We start from the raw sequence: 15,710 nt of genomic DNA on the forward strand, positions 1-15,710 counted from the left end.
ATTTTTAATTTTTTAATAGTATGAAGATGATAAAACAATTAGTAGCCTGTATCTTTTTTGTAATGCCGGTTATTGCCTTTGCGCAAAAGGGCAAGCTGGTATGGTCGGATGAATTTAATTATACCGGGCATCCGGATCCCCAAAAATGGCGATATGAAGAAGGCTTTGTCAGACATCGCGAAGCGCAGTATTACACCAAAAACCGCTACGAAAATGCACATGTGGAAGGCGGGAACCTGATCATCAGGGCGATCAAAGAAGAGCCGCTGCGTTTGATCAAGGGCGGCACCAGCTTCGTTACTTCCGACAGCGGTGGAGAATTTACGTCTGCCTGCCTCAACACAGAAGATATTTTTGAATTTACTACCGGCAGGGTGGAAGTACGGGCCAAACTGCCACATGGCAGGGGCGTGTGGCCGGCTATCTGGACACTGGGTAATAACATGGCCTGGGGTCCCGGTGATTCTACCCAGGTGTATTCTGAAATTGACATCATGGAATTTGTTGGACATGATCCCAACAGCATCCATGCCAACATCCATCCGGGTTATGATGGCGGCAGCCGTGGCGGAAAGATCACCGTGGAAAAACCCTGGGAGAACTTTCACGTGTATGCCATTGAGTGGTATAAGGACCGGATCGATTTTTTCTTTGATGACCAGAAATATTTTTCTTACGACAAGAAAGATGTGCCCGAAGGCAAATGGGCCTATCATGTGCCACAATACCTTTTGCTGAACCTGGCCATAGGCGGTGACTGGGGCGCGGAACAGGGTATTGATCATACCATCTTTCCGGCAGATTTTGTTATTGATTATGTACGCGTATATGAACTGAAATGACAAAAAAAAATGAACATGAAAAAAAATATCAGCCGCCTGATAGCGGTGCTTCATTTGTTGCTGTTGCCCGTGATACTGCTCGCGCAAAAAGGCGATCTTAAACTGCTCGACTGGCAGCCACGCAGTCAGCTGGTAGTGAAACAAACCAGCGTGATGAAGCCGAAGTTCCCGGTGATAGATATTCATAACCACCTGGGCGAATTAAAAAATACCGCGCACTACCTGTCGGAAATGGATAAAGCCGGTGTGATAAAATGTGTTAGCCTGGACGCTTATTCTGCCGGTGACAAATACCTGGATCACCTGAAGGCTTCACAAGCCGTATCAAAAGACAGGTTCCTCGTATTTTTCCGGCCCGACTTCAGCCGGATTGATGAACCCGATTTTGGTATAAAAGAGGGAAAGAAACTGGAAGCAGCCGTGAAAATGGGCATACGGGGTGTAAAGATTGCCAAGGAACTTGGGCTGATCATAAAGGACAAAAGCGGGAAGCTGGTGCCGGTAGATGATCCGCGCATCGATCCCTTCTGGGAGAAATGCGGTGAGCTCGGAATCCCGGTACTGATACACGTGTCTGATCCAAAAGCTTTTTTTACGCCGGTAGACCGCTATAATGAACGGTACGATGAGCTGGGCGCACACCCGGACTGGTCCTTTTACGGGCCGCAGTTCCCCTCCAAAGAGGCCATACTCACGCAACGCGATCATATCGTTGCACGTCACCCCAAAACTATTTTTATCGGTGCACATGTAGGCAACCTGCCGGAGGAACTGGAGCGGGTATCCGGTTGGCTGGATAAATATCCCAATTTATATGTGGAGATTTCTGCGCGCATCAGTGAGCTTGGGCGACAACCGTATACCGCGCGCGATTTCCTGATCAAATACCAGGACAGGGTATTGTTTGGCACAGACACGCCTTGTGATGCAGCAGCCTATCGTATTTATTACCGTTTCCTGGAAACAAAGGATGAATATATAGATCCGTCGCCCAGTCATCATATGCAGGCGCGCTGGATGATTTATGGATTGTACCTGCCGGATGAAGTATTGGAGAAGATTTATAACGGGAATGCTTCGAAAATACTGGGACTGTACAAAGGAGGAAAGTAATCTGAATAATTAAGTGGGATACAGGGATGGCAACTGCCATCCCCGTATCCCACTTATTGTATTTTTATTAGCTGTCAAGAAGCTTGATTAACTCATCTGTTATTCTATCTGCGAAACTATGTTTACCTACGGAAAAACAGTAGGATGCGGCAGGTATATAGCAACAGTCAATACCCTCATATGTCTTATGATGGACCTTGTCTATACTTGTTATCCAGACCACTTTCTTTTTATTTTCTTTAGCGTACTTCATCAGTGATTTGAGCTTACCGGGATGAGCAACATATTGATTACTCCACTTAATTTCCAACACAAACAGCGGCTTTTGATTAGGGGTCACCATTACCAGGTCTACTTCCCCTCCGGGCCAGGCAGCAAAATGAAGCGGTACATCGCCTCTATGCAGCCACTGGGCAACAATAGCGGTTTCCACCATTTGACCAAAATGATCATCTGTAAAAGAAATTGGAGCGAACAAGGCGCAACGCATACTGGGATTGGTCAGATAGATTTTGAACCTGCTATCCCGTTGAAATCTTTTTGTATTGATACCAACAGGATATAGGATTTTTATCAAAAAAGCAGCCTCCAGGTATTCCAGGTATTTTCTGATAGTTTGTTTATCTACGCCGGATTCCTGCGAGAGACTTTCCAGGTTGAACTCATTACCGGAATTATAAGCAATAACGTTGAACATAGAGTTTAGCTCCTGGACATCTCTTATACCATAAAGACTGGGAAGATCCCGGAGTAGCACTTTGTCAATAATATCACTCCTGATAAACCTACCCGGGTCCTGTTGAATATCTTTATTAAAGATTACTTCCGGATACCCACCGAAATTAATATAGGCAAGGAAATGCCCATTAAGGGTGTCCCAGTCATCTGTGACATCCAATATCTGGGGAGGGCGGGTATCCAACCATTGGTAGGCCTCTTGTCTGAGCAGGTAAGTCAGGTCTTTCAAGTGAAGATATTCCTGAAAGGTAAGTGGCGGAAGCATAAAGTCTGTAAACCGACCAGCTCCTGATTCATTGCTTTTTAGTTTTAAAGCTGCCGCCGCTGATCCCGAAACTACGAACCTGACCTCGAAATAAAGATCCACCATAGATTTCAGATGCTCCTCCCAGTTTTTGAGATATTGAATTTCGTCAAAGATTACATACAGATGGTCAGTAGTTGTATCATTGAGCGCTTTTTTGCACAATGCCAGCAACTCCTCCAGTGATATATTATTATAGATCGGTGCATCGATGGAAAGAAAACAGATTTTCCGCGGCGGCACACCATCAGCGATCAGTTGCTGGATTACCTGATAAAGTATCACTGTCTTTCCTACTCTTCTGGGACCCATTAAGACGGTGGCTCTCCTTACCGATAAAAGGGTGATTTGCTGATACAGTTGATCGAAGTAAAGCCGTCGCTTTAAAGGAGCGTAATTAGAAGGAATTTCGCTCGTATCCCACCAGGGATTTTCCAACCTGATCCTTTTAATAATTAGTTCTTCAGAAACCGGTCTGAGCTTAGCCATTTTCTTAAATTATGCTTATTATTGGCAAATATACCAAAATAAGGATAAATAAATGTTCTAAAAAGTATAAATATTTCATTTTTAGAACATTTATTTATTGATAATATCTGTCTGAATAGGCTTTCATTATCAACACATCGTCAATATCCCGAAGAAAACTCGAATTAATGTTGAAGGAAAAGTAGATGAAATCTGAGTAACGCTAGTCAGAGTGCTAGGTCATTCTACAACGCTCCCACCGTTTCTATAATAACAGTAATATCGCCCACACTTTTATTGTCAGTGGATGTGGCGATACAGTGAAGCTTAAACAGGTTATCAACATACGCTTCCTGCTTAACATGCAGCACCACCGCCTCCCCGGAAAATCCCAGGTTATCGGCCAACAACGTCATTTCCCTGACATACATTTTTAATGATTTGTTGCCGGTGATGTGATGAATATACCTGGCCGCCAGATCCAGCAGTGTATTCATCAGGATAGCCACCGGCATCGCCGGGAAGTGAGGGAAATGTCCCGCACAATAATTATCCTGGATTTTACCTAATGAGGCAGCCGCCGATAAGCCGGAAAACTGTACATCAAAGAGTGGTTTCTTTTGATGATATGGATTCGTTATGCCGAAATCAGGTGTTTCTTTATGAAAATTGTAATACAGCCGTTCGAAGAGGGCATGGGGCACTACATGGAAACTGGTTTCTATTCCACAGATAAGCTGATTGTCTTCATCCAGCAGGCAGGCTTTTATGCTGGCGATTCTTTTACTGAAAAAAGTACACGTGGCGGTGGCCACTAATTTTTTTCCCGTGTAATGTATTTTCTCGACGGCCCTTTTATAGGTTCCCCGGTGGGCGAGATAGTAGTGCTTTTGTTTTACTGGGTTGGTCAGTGCACAGCATACGGATCCCAGGATAGCAAGATGCCTGCATGCTTCAGCCGCGGCAATGGGGGAGATCTCTTCTCCCAGCGGTTGTTCTGCTTCTATTGTGGCAGTTACAAAATTATGTTCATCCACACGTACCTCTTTCAGGGCATAATAAGGCTCATGAACATCTATCAGTTTAAAGATCTCCTCCTTTGATAATACTTTGATTGAATTTCCGGTATGGGTTAACTTGATCGCTTTGGATTGGATCTCCACCATATCGTCACTTTTAATTGTTTGAAGGCTTTCCATAGTTTATGTGTTTCGGTTTAAATGGTTATCTGAGGATGCAAAGGGATATCACCGCCACCCGATGCGGGTGGTTTGCCAGCTGCAAAAATGCCTGGTAGTTTACCTGTATAACAGGAACTATATCGGTATGCGGCAATGCAGCATATAAGGTGATTTTTGGAAACCGGTGAGGCGCTCCATGGTTATTAATTGAGTAAATGATTACAAACAACTGGTTTTTCAGGTAACGGTAAATGTCTTATGGTAATGATACTTTTACAGCGGGTAAACATGCTGTATTATGCAGCCGGTGAAGGATGCAGGGTTTCAGGAATAGCTATTTACGGTCGTTACATAGGATATCAGTCGATATTTAAAATTAAATAGTTTTGTCAGAAAACCAAAATGAAAACCAGGCGGGAATCAGAATGAATAAAATGAATAGCTGTATCCAAATAACATCTGAACGTAATATATTTGTCCGATTGACAATAATTTATGAAATTGGCTGGTAAAATTTAGTATTTTACCAGCACAGTGACTGTTCATTATCATAAGCAGATGGATATTCTGTCGCGGCAACCATAATAATAAAAGGGAGTCCATCTTTTCAAGTCAACCAATAAATGCCGGTTACCATCCTGTTGTTCCTTTTATGACGAATAATCCTAATTAAAAGCAGGCGCTCTTTGATTGCCGGCTTCGTGGTTATTCATTTTTTTAGTATTTCATATAAGCGGGGATGCAGTTGATTAAATCGTTTGAACGTGACCAACCATACGGAGAGGCAGAACTGCTGCAACGGCTTGCTGTTGCCGATGAAGCCGCGTTTTCTGTTGTTTTCAGGGAATACTATGCTGTTTTGTGCGCTTTCGCACAAAAAATTATCCAGGAAGCGGCCGATCCGAAAGACCTGGTAAACGACGTGTTCCTGAAGTTATGGAACAGGCGGCAGGTATTTGAAGATGTCCGGCACCTGAAGGATTTCCTGTACAAATCTACCCGCAATGCGTGTTTTGATTCCATAAAGGTGGCCATTCACAGTAAAGAACGCCAGGCTGTGTTTCTCGGCGCCCAGGCCGACTGGGAAACTGCTGCTGATCTTGAAATGATCCGCCTGGAAGTATTCAATGAACTTTATCACGAAATCAACCAGCTGCCGGAACAATGCGGCAAAATTATACGCATGGGTTATATAGAGGGATTGAAAAACGATGAAATTGCCCGTGAGCTGGGGTTATCTGTACAAACAGTGAAAAACCAGAAATCCCGGGGAATAATGCTGTTAAAACGCCGGCTCCCGCCTGAAGTTTTTGTCATTCTCCTGCTGATGACAACTCATTCCTGATTTTTTTTCGAATACTTTGGTACGGTAAGAATATCACGTCGTATTAAGAGAAAGCGCCGTGCCAATATGGATGAACCAGCATCAAATGCCTTTTATATAGCCGCCCTGCTCAGCAAGCATTTAAAGGGAGCCCTGACGCCGGAAGAAGCGGTGGAGTTACATGCATGGGTGGCTGATAACAATCAACACCAGCAGGTATGGGAGGAAATTAATGATGCCGGCGTTCAACAGGCCGCGGTAAAGCTGATCGCCCAGTACAATGAGAACGAAGCGCTGGCGCAGTTCCTGGCCAGGTATTCACCAAACGCACAACCAATCCCCCGGGAGCGCGTTCATTTCCTGCAACGATGGAGATGGGTGGCTGCTGCAGCGGCTATTGTATTTATGGCCGGCACCTTCTATTGGTTTCAGTCCCAAAGACAGTCCCCTGGCGGTTTTGCCGGTAATGCACCAGTAACAGACATCGCACCCGGAAAAAATGGTGCCATCCTGAAATTAGCCGACGGTTCCCGCATTGCGTTGGATAGTCTGCAAAACGGTGTGGTAGCCACACAGAACGGCACCAGGATCTTATTTGATAACGGCCGGCTGGTGTATGGCCCTGGCGGAAAAGAAAACAATGAAGTTGCCTATAATATCATTACGACCCCGAATGGTCGCCAGTTCCGGGTAAGCTTACCGGATGGTACGCAGGTGTGGTTGAATGCCGCCAGCTCTATCCGCTATCCTACAGTATTTGAAGGTAAGCACCGGAATGTGGAGATCACCGGGGAGGTTTATTTTGAAGTAGCACAAAATGCACAGATGCCATTCCAGGTAACCGTGCCGGATAATGTCCGTATCGAAGTACTGGGCACCCATTTCAATGTAAATGCCTACGCAAATGAAGAAAGCCCGCACACCACCTTACTGGAGGGTTCCGTGAAGGTACTGTCGCTGAAAGCACAGACGCCAGATCTTTACCGCAAGGGTATTGTGCTTCGGCCGGGGCAACAGCTGCAATTGTCAGAAACCCCCACAGTGATCAGCAATGCAGACATCGACAAAATCATGGCCTGGAAAAACGGGCTTTTTGATTTTGATGGAATGGATTTGAAATATGCAATGAAACAAATCGCACGATGGTACGATGTAGAGATCGTATACAAAGGGGCTGTGCCCGATATTAAATTTTATGGAAAGATCAGCAGGAACATAAGTCTGGCTGGCCTGATCAAAGGCCTGAACAGCACAGGGGTACATTTGAACATTGAAGAAGGAAAAAGACTGGTAGTCACACAATAATCATCATCATAAAAAAGATCATCAAACAGGGTTAGTCGAAAAAACAAAAAGCCGGAAGCAGTAGGAGCGCTTCCGGCAGGTAGCCGGCTAAACTTAAAATTTCGGTGTAACGAATTTTTTATCAACCAAACCACAACCAAATTTATGCAAAAAATCGCTCATGTAGAACGAAAGGGATTTCTATTGCCGGTCCCTATACAAATATTGCGGATTATGAGAATTACTACCTTCTTCCTCTTCGCCTCCTTACTGCATGTTTCCGCAAAATCTTCATCCCAGGCGGTCACTATTTCGGGGAAGGATATGCCTCTGAAGAAAATCTTTGACGCCGTTTACAAACAAACCGGTTTCGTGGTATTCAGCAACGACCGGTTGATGGAACGTGCGATCCCTATTACCATTAACGCCAGGGAAATCCCTTTGCAGGAGTTCCTGGAAAATGTATTTAAGAACCAACCATTAACTTTTTCTATCGACAGTAAAACCATCTTTCTCTCTGAAAAGCCTTACCAGTGGGAGTATGCTACGCTTTCAGATTCTACGGTGATTCCCCTGCTGAAAGGTAAGATCCTGGATTCAACCGGTTTGCCGATACCGGATGTTACCGTAGCGGTACGCAATACAAAGCTGATGGCCGTTACCGATATCCAGGGGGATTTCTCTTTTGTAAATGTGCCGCGGAATGCTACGTTGGTAGCCACTAACATTGCTTACCAACGAAAAGAATTAAAGCTGGAAGGAAGAAGCGCGGTTACGTTCCGGCTTTATGCGGACATCAGAAAACTCGGGGAGGTACAGGTAGTAGTGAACACCGGGTATCAGGCGCTTCCACAGGAACGGGCTACCGGATCATTCGGTGTGGTTACCGGGAAGCAGCTGGCACAGGTGCCGGTAGTAAGCATCCTGGAGCGGTTGCAGGGCATGGTGCCGGGCGTGGAAATTTCCACCAAAACCACGGCGGGTAAAAGCCGTAACGGGTCGGTAAGAATCCGTGGCTTGTCTACCATTAAAAGTGAGTACACAAAAGTAAGTTTGGATCCTTTGCTGGTAATAGACGGATTCCCTTCCCAGGTATCTATCGCCAACGGCGCGCTGGACCTGCTCAATCCGGATGATATTGACCAGATCACTTTCCTGAAGGATGCGGCAGCGGCTTCTATCTGGGGCATCCAGGCAGCCAACGGCGTAATTGTGATCACCACAAAAAGAGGAGTACGCAACAGCAAACCGGTTTTCAGTTTCTCCACTACGATGGGTACCAGCAGTAAACCAACTCTTGGATATGGAGAAATGATGTCGGTATCACAATACGTTGACCTGGAAAAAGAACTGCTGGATAAAGGAAGATATTCTGATCCGGTTCCGCGAAGTGCGCCGGGAAGCTATTATCCGGAGAATGGCAGCCAGGTGCAGGCAATTTATTTCAGGAACAAACGCGGAGAAATAACAGATGCCGAGATGAACGCACAACTGGCTGCATTAGGCGCTACTGATAACCGCTCGCAGATGGAAAAATACATGGTCCAGCCGACCACTACCCAGCAATATAACCTCTCTGTTTCCGGTGGCGGAGTAAACAGCTCTTACTTTCTGTCGGGTTATTTTTATAAGGAAGATCGTGTTTACAGAAATAATACGAACAGGGGATATTCCCTCAAAGCAGGGAACACCTCCAGTTTGTTGAATGGACGCGTTACAATAAGTACAGATCTGACTTTCGGGAATACAAAGGATAAGATAAACAATGCCGCTGTAAAGGCGATGAGCACTGTGTCGGGCGGTATGCGGCCTTACGATATGCTCAAAGATGCATCTGGTAACAATATTTATTATGATCTGCTGACCATTCCGTCAACCGCCAGGTACCTTGAAAACAAGGGATATCTTCCGTTTCGTTATTCTCCTATCGACGAACTGCAGTATTCCAACGTTTATAATACCGCTAATAACGTGGCATTGAATCTGGCGGTAAACGGTAATATCACCTCCTGGTTAGCAGTTAATATTTCAGGAAATGTAGGCAGGATGTTTACGGAATACGAGCAGTACTGGGAACCGGACAGCTACGATGCCAGGATGCTGGTGAATAAGGCTACCAGTTTGAGTCCCAGCGGCGCCCGCGTATATGGCGTGCCTCCGGGCGGCAGGCTGGATCTTGCCAACGGGCAGGGAAGAAGTTACAACCTGCGTGGGCAGATCAATGTAAACAAAAACTGGAAGGACCGGCATCAGCTGAATTTACTGGTAGGTAATGAAATCAGGGAATCCTATAGTAAAAGCAGCGGGGAAATGCGCTACGGTTATGATAAGTCTATCAACGCTTTTCGCAGCGTGAATCCTTTTGTCGGATATACAGATATCTATGGGATCACACAGAGTATCGGCGCCACTACCAGGCCGGTCACAGAAAAGACCACCAGGGCGCTGTCGTACTACGCGAACGGATCTTACACATTCGACAATAAATATACCGTTTCCGGAAGTGCACGTTTTGATGACTATAATTTACTGGGTGTGGAACGGCGTAAAAGGGCCATCCCGTTATGGTCTGCCGGCGCGAAATGGAACCTGGGCAAGGAAGAATTTCTCCGTAATATTACCTGGATAGATCAGTTGTCGGCACGTTTTACCTATGGCTTCAGCGGAAACGCGCCACAGGGTTATGCGCCGGTTACTACTATCAATATACTCGGTGCTGACTATTATACCAACTACCCTTATGGTGTGATTGCCACTCCCGCTATGGAAAACCTTGGATGGGAAAAAACCAGGATGATGAACTGGGGTCTCGATTTTTCCCTCTTTAAAAACAGGGTATTCGGTTCTGCAGAATATTATAAGAAATATACGACAGATATCATCTGGCAACTGCCGATCAACGGTACCTACGGTTTTATATCTACTTTATTTAATACGGCCAACCTGGAAGGTCATGGGGTGGATCTGGGAATCAATGTAGTGCCGGTTCTCAGCAAGAACTGGAGATGGACGGCCAGCATCAATATGTCTTATAATACGAACATTATCAAAGATCCACGTTTCGAAAAACCGACTACTTACTTTGCGCCGGAGATGCTTTATTCAGGTTATCCCACAGATTACCTGTTTACCTACGCCTGGGCAGGATTGGATAATACCGGTCAGTCATTGATTTATAATGGTAAAGACCGTTCAAAGAAATATACCGTAAATGAGTATCCGTATGAAAACGTCCGTGTCTATGCCGGGCGGACGACTTCTCCCTGGTTTGGAAGTTTCAGTCACTCGGTGCAATACAAAGGCTTCGACCTGAACGTACAGTTCCAGTGCGCTTTTGGTGGTGTTTTCCTGAAACCTTCTATCCAGGATATCGGATTCAGTAATAACCTTTTTGTAGGAAGAAACGGGGACCTGGCCAATCGTTGGAGAAAGCCGGGAGATGAAGCTTTTACCAATGTTCCGGGACTGGAATTCGGTGACAATACCTCTTTCTATACCAGCTCGGCCCGTTACAGGGAATCAGATCTGTTGGTAAGAAGCCGCAGTAATATCAAATTGCAGCAGGTGATGCTGTCTTATACTATTCCTGCTACTTTACTGGGAAAAGCAGGACTGAAAAGCCTGACCGTTTCAGCGCTCGCACGCAACCTCGGAATGATCTGGGCAGCCAATAAGGAGAAGCTGGACCCCGATTATCTCTATACCACCGGCAATAACTACCAGCTTCCTCCATTAACCAATTATTCTTTCAGAGTTGCACTGAGTTTCTAATTCATTAAACCGAAAAGTATGCGTCACTATACAATAGTTATTGTTTTTTTATTACTGGGTGCCGGCATGGTTTCCTGCCGTAAATATGTGGAAGAAGTGCCCATACAGGGCCAGCGTGTGCTGGTGTATACAGAAGACTACCGCGCTTTGATGAATAACCGGGATCAGCAGGAGAGCGCCTTTGGTTCAGCCCCGCTTGTGAGCTGTGATGACGTGGAGTTCCGTGCGCAGGAGATCCAGGATAATATTAAAGGTAACACTGTTCAAACGGCCACCTATACCTGGCGTAAACCCGTTTACACGGATCTTATGCAGGACAATGACTGGAATTCCCTGTATGCCGGTATGTACACTTACAACGTAGTAATTGACGGCGTAATGGACAGTAAAGGAGGAGATCAGCTGTTGAAGCAAACGATCCTGGCGGAGGCGCTGATGCAAAGGGCCTTTACCTACTTTAGCCTGGCTAACCTGTATGGAAAGCAGTATGATGCTGCTACTGCGGAAACCGATCCTGCTGTGCCGGTATTACTAAAGGCTGCTCTTTTTGTGGATTTAAAACGGGCAACGGTGAAACAGGTATATGAGCAGGTGCTGAAGGACATCACGGCGGCAATTCCCATGCTGCCACTCAAACAGGATATTAATTTCAGGCCCAATAAGGCGTCGGCTTATGCGCTGTTAGCCAAAGTATACCTTAACATGCGCGACTTCACCAATGCCGCTGCTTTTGCTGATAGTACGATGGCGTTATCAAGTACCTTGTACGACTATAATTTAGCCGTTGCCGGAAGTACCTATTTTTTCCCTTCCCAGTTCAACGATAAGCAGATCCTGCTGCGGAAAGTGCCCCGTGGAATGTATAGCGCTCCGCAGTTAAGTCAGGCAATACTGGACCTGCTCGGAACAAAGGATTTGCGCTATCAGCTTTTTGTAAAAACCGGCACTTCGTTTTATCCTTCATTTACGGGGTTAGGCTTCTGGTCGCGTGAAAAATATTCAGGCGCCCCGGATAAGCCCGCAGTGGGCCTATCCGTAAATGAAACCTGGCTGATAAAAGCGGAATGCCTTGCCCGTGCAGGCAAAACAGATGAAGCTGTGGGTATGCTGAATACGCTCCGTAAATTCCGTTTCCTGCCCGCCGATTATGCAGATCTTACCGCTGCTACTGCAGCAGAAGCATTACAACTGGTAGTGGAGGAACGCCGTCGCGAATTCTTCGGCACCGGCCTGCGTTGGTTTGATCAGCGCCGGCTGAACAAGGATCCGCAGCTTGCAAAAACCGTTACCAGGTCATTCAATGGCAACACGTACACATTGGCGCCCAACAGCAGCGGCTACGTATTTCCACTGGCCAATATACTCATCACCCAGAACCCGGAAATGGAACAGAATCCATAGACTGTACATCTGCAAAAAAAATTATAAAATAAATGGCATCAAGTATCCTCAGAATTGAAAAGTTGTCCCACCGGTACAGTACTTCCTGGGCCATCCGTGATATTAATATGGAAATAAGCCCAACAGGTATTGTTGGCTTGCTGGGCTCAAACGGTGCGGGAAAGTCGACCACCATGAATATTGTGTGCGGGGCGCTGAACCAGACCGAAGGCGATGTTTATATTAACGGCGTTAACATGAAAGAGCATCCGCAACAGGCCAAAAGGGATATCGGTTTCCTGCCGCAGCATCCCCCGCTTTACATGGATCTTACGGTCGACGAATACCTTAGCTACTGCGCCGGTCTGCGGCATTTGCCAAAAGATAAAATGAAATCCTCCATAAAGGAAGCCAAGGAACGTTGCGGGGTGGATCATTTCAGCAAAAGACTGATCCGGAACCTTTCCGGCGGTTACCGCCAGCGGGTAGGCATTGCACAGGCTATTGTACATCAACCCAAACTGGTAGTGCTGGACGAGCCTACCAATGGGCTGGATCCTAACCAGATCATAGAGGTACGGTCGCTGATCAAAGAAATCGCCCGCGACAGGGCCGTGATTTTTTCTTCGCACATCCTGTCTGAAGTACAGATATTATGTAAAGAAATCAGGATGATCGAAAACGGGAAAATTGTTTTCTCAGATACAATGGACACGTTTAATAACTATGTAGAACCACACAGTGTACTCGTGCATATGGAGAATCCCCCGGTGGAAGCAGAGCTGTTAAAAATTAATGGTGTTACCCAGGTGGAATTTCTTACAGAAAGACAATTGCGCATTTACTTCAATGGTGAACAGGAGATCACGGAAAGGATCATCGCTGCGTCGGTACATAATGGCTGGCGACTCCGGGAGATCAGCCTTGATAAAAGTGCACTCGACGAAATATTTAAGCAGTTATCCCATCCATCATCAAAACAATAACGGATTAATGAAGACGATATTCAGAATAGCCAAAACAGAGTTACGCACCCTGTTTTACTCACCTATTGCCTGGTTTTTAATGATTGTATTTCTCATCCAATGCGGGGCAACGTACCTCGGCGTAATGGAAGCCATCGCCAGGGACCAGGATGCGGGCGGGAAATTTTTCGGCAGTGTAGGGGAATTTGTTTTCCTGAGTAACCGGGGCGTATTAGGAGGCGTAATGCGCAATTTATACTTATATATTCCATTGCTCACAATGGGGCTGATCAGCCGTGAAACCAGCAGTGGCACTATTAAACTGTTGTATACTTCGCCTATCCGCGTGAGGGAAATTGTGTTCGGGAAATTTTTGGCGATGATGATCTACAGCTTGTTGCTGGTGATGATCTTTGGGATCTTTGTTACTTCCAGCATGTTCCAGATTAAATCGCCGGATACCGGTATGCTGTTCAGCGCCATGCTGGGGCTTTACCTGTTGCTTTGTGCCTATTCGGCCATCGGGTTGTTCATGTCGTGTCTCACCACTTACCAGGTGGTGGCTGCCGTATGCACTTTTGTAATGATAGGCCTGTTATCCTATGTAGGCACGCTCTGGCAGGATATTGCATTTGTGCGGAACCTGACTTACTTTCTGTCTATTTCAGGTCGTACGGGGAACATGCTGCTGGGGCTCATTACTTCAAAGGATGTGATCTATTTCCTGGCCATCGTTTACCTTTTCCTCGGGCTCAGTATCTATAAGCTGAAAGCCGGCATGGAATCCAAACCGGCTATTGTAAAAACCGGGAGATATGCTTTTGTGATAGTGTCCACACTTGCCGTTGGCTACTTTAGCTCCATCCCTTCAATGGTGGGCTATTATGACGCCAGCCGTGGCAAACAAAGAACGCTTACGCCCAATGCGCAGAAAATTATAAAAGAACTGGGAGATGCTCCCCTGGAAGTGACGGCATATAATAACCTGCTGGGACGCCACTGGGACCTTGGCAGCCCCGATTCATATAACCGGAACCTGGGCCGTTGGGAACCCTATACCCGGTTCAAACATAACATTGAACTTAAAACGGTCTTATATTATGATTCGTCCTATGAAAATCCCGGTATGTACCGGTACTACCAGGGCAAAACATTGGACCAGATAGCCAAACAATATGCAGATAGCAGGGATCTTTCAATGGATCAGTTTAAAACGCCTGCTGAAATGCGGAAGGTGATTAACCTGAAACCGGAGTTGAACCGGTACGTAATGCAACTGAAGTATAAAGGAAAAACCACGTTCCTGCGGGTGTTTGATGATAACCAGGAATGGCCGGGCGAAACGGAAGTATCGGCTGCATTTAAGCGTTTGCTGCAGGCAAAGATGCCCAAAATAGTTTTCCTGACAGGGCACCTGGAGAGAAGTATAAATAAGCTGGGAGACAGGGAATATAAAGTGCTCACGAACCTCACTACCTTCCGTAACTCATTGCTGAACCAGGGTTTTGACGTGGATACACTATCATTGGAGTCGCAGGATATTCCCACTGATATTTCCGCGCTGGTATTGGCCGATCCGAAGGTGGCCATCACAACGGCTGGTATGGAGAAACTGCAGCGATATGTAAACAATGGCGGAAACTTATTGGTGGCAGGTGAGCCTGGCAAGCAAGCCATATTGAATCCTTTTCTGCGGCAGCTGGGCGTGCAATTGATGGATGGTATATTAGTGCAAACCAGCAAAGACCTGCAACCGGAGTTGATCACACCTTATCTCACTGCCACAGTCGCATCGTTTTATCCGGCGCTGGCGCATAGTCACCACGATAGCGCCATGGCTTCCATGCCGCGGGCAACAGCCCTCTCTTACAGCGATACCGGTGCATTCACCATCAAGCCATTGCTGGTAACGGATATAAGAAATTGCTGGCTGAAGAAAGATAACCTCGTAACCGATTCAGCGGAAGTGGTCTTTTTACCGGAAAGGGGCGACGAGCGCAAATCTTTCGCCACAGCGGTTTCCCTGACACGGAAGATCAACAATAAAGAACAACGCATTATTGTAACCGGTGATGCCGATTTTATGGGCAACGCTGAGTTGCAGCGTTTTAATTTAAGAAATGCAAATTTTGTTTTTAACACCGCCTTGTTCAGCTGGCTCAGTTATGGCGAATTCCCGATCGATAGCACCCGCCCTAAGCCGGAAGATACAGCCGTGCTGTTAACAAAAGACCAGGTGAAGTTCCTGCGGATTATTTACCTGTGGGTGTTACCCGGTATCCTGCTGGCATTCGGCGCTATATTGCTCATCAGACGGAAAAGGAAATAGTCAGGGATAGT

General features: G+C 46.2%; 10 protein-coding genes. 8 read left to right on the forward strand and 2 right to left on the reverse strand.

What is annotated here, in order from left to right:
• Nucleotides 1–26: 26 nt before the first annotated feature.
• Together AB6805_RS29010 and AB6805_RS29015 are read left to right on the forward strand one after the other, a co-directional pair.
• Nucleotides 27–842, forward strand: coding sequence for a family 16 glycosylhydrolase (locus AB6805_RS29010; RefSeq protein ID WP_370912933.1), 816 nt, complete (start codon nt 27–29; stop codon nt 840–842).
• A gap of 15 nt (nt 843–857) precedes the next feature.
• Nucleotides 858–1,955, forward strand: coding sequence for an amidohydrolase family protein (locus AB6805_RS29015; protein WP_370912934.1), 1,098 nt, complete (start codon nt 858–860; stop codon nt 1,953–1,955).
• A gap of 67 nt (nt 1,956–2,022) precedes the next feature.
• On the opposite strand, the gene AB6805_RS29020 is transcribed toward AB6805_RS29015, so the two are convergent.
• Together AB6805_RS29020 and AB6805_RS29025 are read right to left on the reverse strand one after the other, a co-directional pair.
• Complete coding sequence (locus AB6805_RS29020; protein ID WP_370912935.1) at nt 2,023–3,486, reverse strand: ATP-binding protein; 1,464 nt, start codon at nt 3,484–3,486, stop codon at nt 2,023–2,025.
• 224 nt (nt 3,487–3,710) lie between these two features.
• Nucleotides 3,711–4,664, reverse strand: coding sequence for a hypothetical protein (locus AB6805_RS29025; RefSeq protein ID WP_370912936.1), 954 nt, complete (start codon nt 4,662–4,664; stop codon nt 3,711–3,713).
• Nucleotides 4,665–5,385: 721 nt separating this feature from the next.
• Between AB6805_RS29025 and AB6805_RS29030 the strand changes: the two genes are divergently transcribed.
• From AB6805_RS29030 to AB6805_RS29055, 6 genes are all read left to right on the forward strand, one after another.
• Nucleotides 5,386–5,991, forward strand: a complete 606-nt coding sequence (locus tag AB6805_RS29030; RefSeq protein WP_370912937.1) for an RNA polymerase sigma factor — start codon at nt 5,386–5,388, stop codon at nt 5,989–5,991.
• Nucleotides 5,992–6,057: 66 nt separating this feature from the next.
• Complete coding sequence (locus tag AB6805_RS29035; RefSeq protein ID WP_370912938.1) at nt 6,058–7,275, forward strand: FecR family protein; 1,218 nt, start codon at nt 6,058–6,060, stop codon at nt 7,273–7,275.
• Nucleotides 7,276–7,488: 213 nt separating this feature from the next.
• On the forward strand, nt 7,489–11,025 hold the full coding sequence (locus tag AB6805_RS29040; RefSeq protein ID WP_370912939.1) for a SusC/RagA family TonB-linked outer membrane protein: 3,537 nt from the start codon (nt 7,489–7,491) through the stop codon (nt 11,023–11,025).
• 18 nt (nt 11,026–11,043) lie between these two features.
• A complete protein-coding gene (locus AB6805_RS29045; protein ID WP_370912940.1) occupies nt 11,044–12,426 on the forward strand; it encodes a RagB/SusD family nutrient uptake outer membrane protein in 1,383 nt (460 codons plus the stop codon).
• Between the two features lie 32 nt (nt 12,427–12,458).
• Complete coding sequence (locus AB6805_RS29050; RefSeq protein WP_370912941.1) at nt 12,459–13,391, forward strand: ABC transporter ATP-binding protein; 933 nt, start codon at nt 12,459–12,461, stop codon at nt 13,389–13,391.
• A gap of 7 nt (nt 13,392–13,398) precedes the next feature.
• On the forward strand, nt 13,399–15,699 hold the full coding sequence (locus AB6805_RS29055; protein ID WP_370912942.1) for a Gldg family protein: 2,301 nt from the start codon (nt 13,399–13,401) through the stop codon (nt 15,697–15,699).
• The last annotated feature ends 11 nt before the right edge of the window (nt 15,700–15,710 follow it).

It is taken from the genome of Chitinophaga sp. RCC_12 (assembly GCF_041360695.1).
In the GTDB taxonomy this organism is placed as follows: domain Bacteria; phylum Bacteroidota; class Bacteroidia; order Chitinophagales; family Chitinophagaceae; genus Chitinophaga.

What these genes read in the sequence shown, in the direction of transcription:
- AB6805_RS29035 (WP_370912938.1), top strand. Translation starts at nt 6,058, where the DNA reads ATGGATGAACCAGCATCAAATGCCTTTTATATAGCCGCCCTGCTCAGC.
- AB6805_RS29050 (WP_370912941.1), top strand. Translation starts at nt 12,459, where the DNA reads ATGGCATCAAGTATCCTCAGAATTGAAAAGTTGTCCCACCGGTACAGT.
- AB6805_RS29030 (WP_370912937.1), top strand. Translation starts at nt 5,386, where the DNA reads ATGCAGTTGATTAAATCGTTTGAACGTGACCAACCATACGGAGAGGCA.
- AB6805_RS29045 (WP_370912940.1), top strand. Translation starts at nt 11,044, where the DNA reads ATGCGTCACTATACAATAGTTATTGTTTTTTTATTACTGGGTGCCGGC.
- AB6805_RS29055 (WP_370912942.1), top strand. Translation starts at nt 13,399, where the DNA reads ATGAAGACGATATTCAGAATAGCCAAAACAGAGTTACGCACCCTGTTT.
- AB6805_RS29010 (WP_370912933.1), top strand. Translation starts at nt 27, where the DNA reads ATGATAAAACAATTAGTAGCCTGTATCTTTTTTGTAATGCCGGTTATT.
- AB6805_RS29015 (WP_370912934.1), top strand. Translation starts at nt 858, where the DNA reads ATGAAAAAAAATATCAGCCGCCTGATAGCGGTGCTTCATTTGTTGCTG.
- AB6805_RS29020 (WP_370912935.1), bottom strand. Translation starts at nt 3,486, where the DNA reads ATGGCTAAGCTCAGACCGGTTTCTGAAGAACTAATTATTAAAAGGATC.
- AB6805_RS29025 (WP_370912936.1), bottom strand. Translation starts at nt 4,664, where the DNA reads ATGGAAAGCCTTCAAACAATTAAAAGTGACGATATGGTGGAGATCCAA.
- AB6805_RS29040 (WP_370912939.1), top strand. Translation starts at nt 7,489, where the DNA reads ATGAGAATTACTACCTTCTTCCTCTTCGCCTCCTTACTGCATGTTTCC.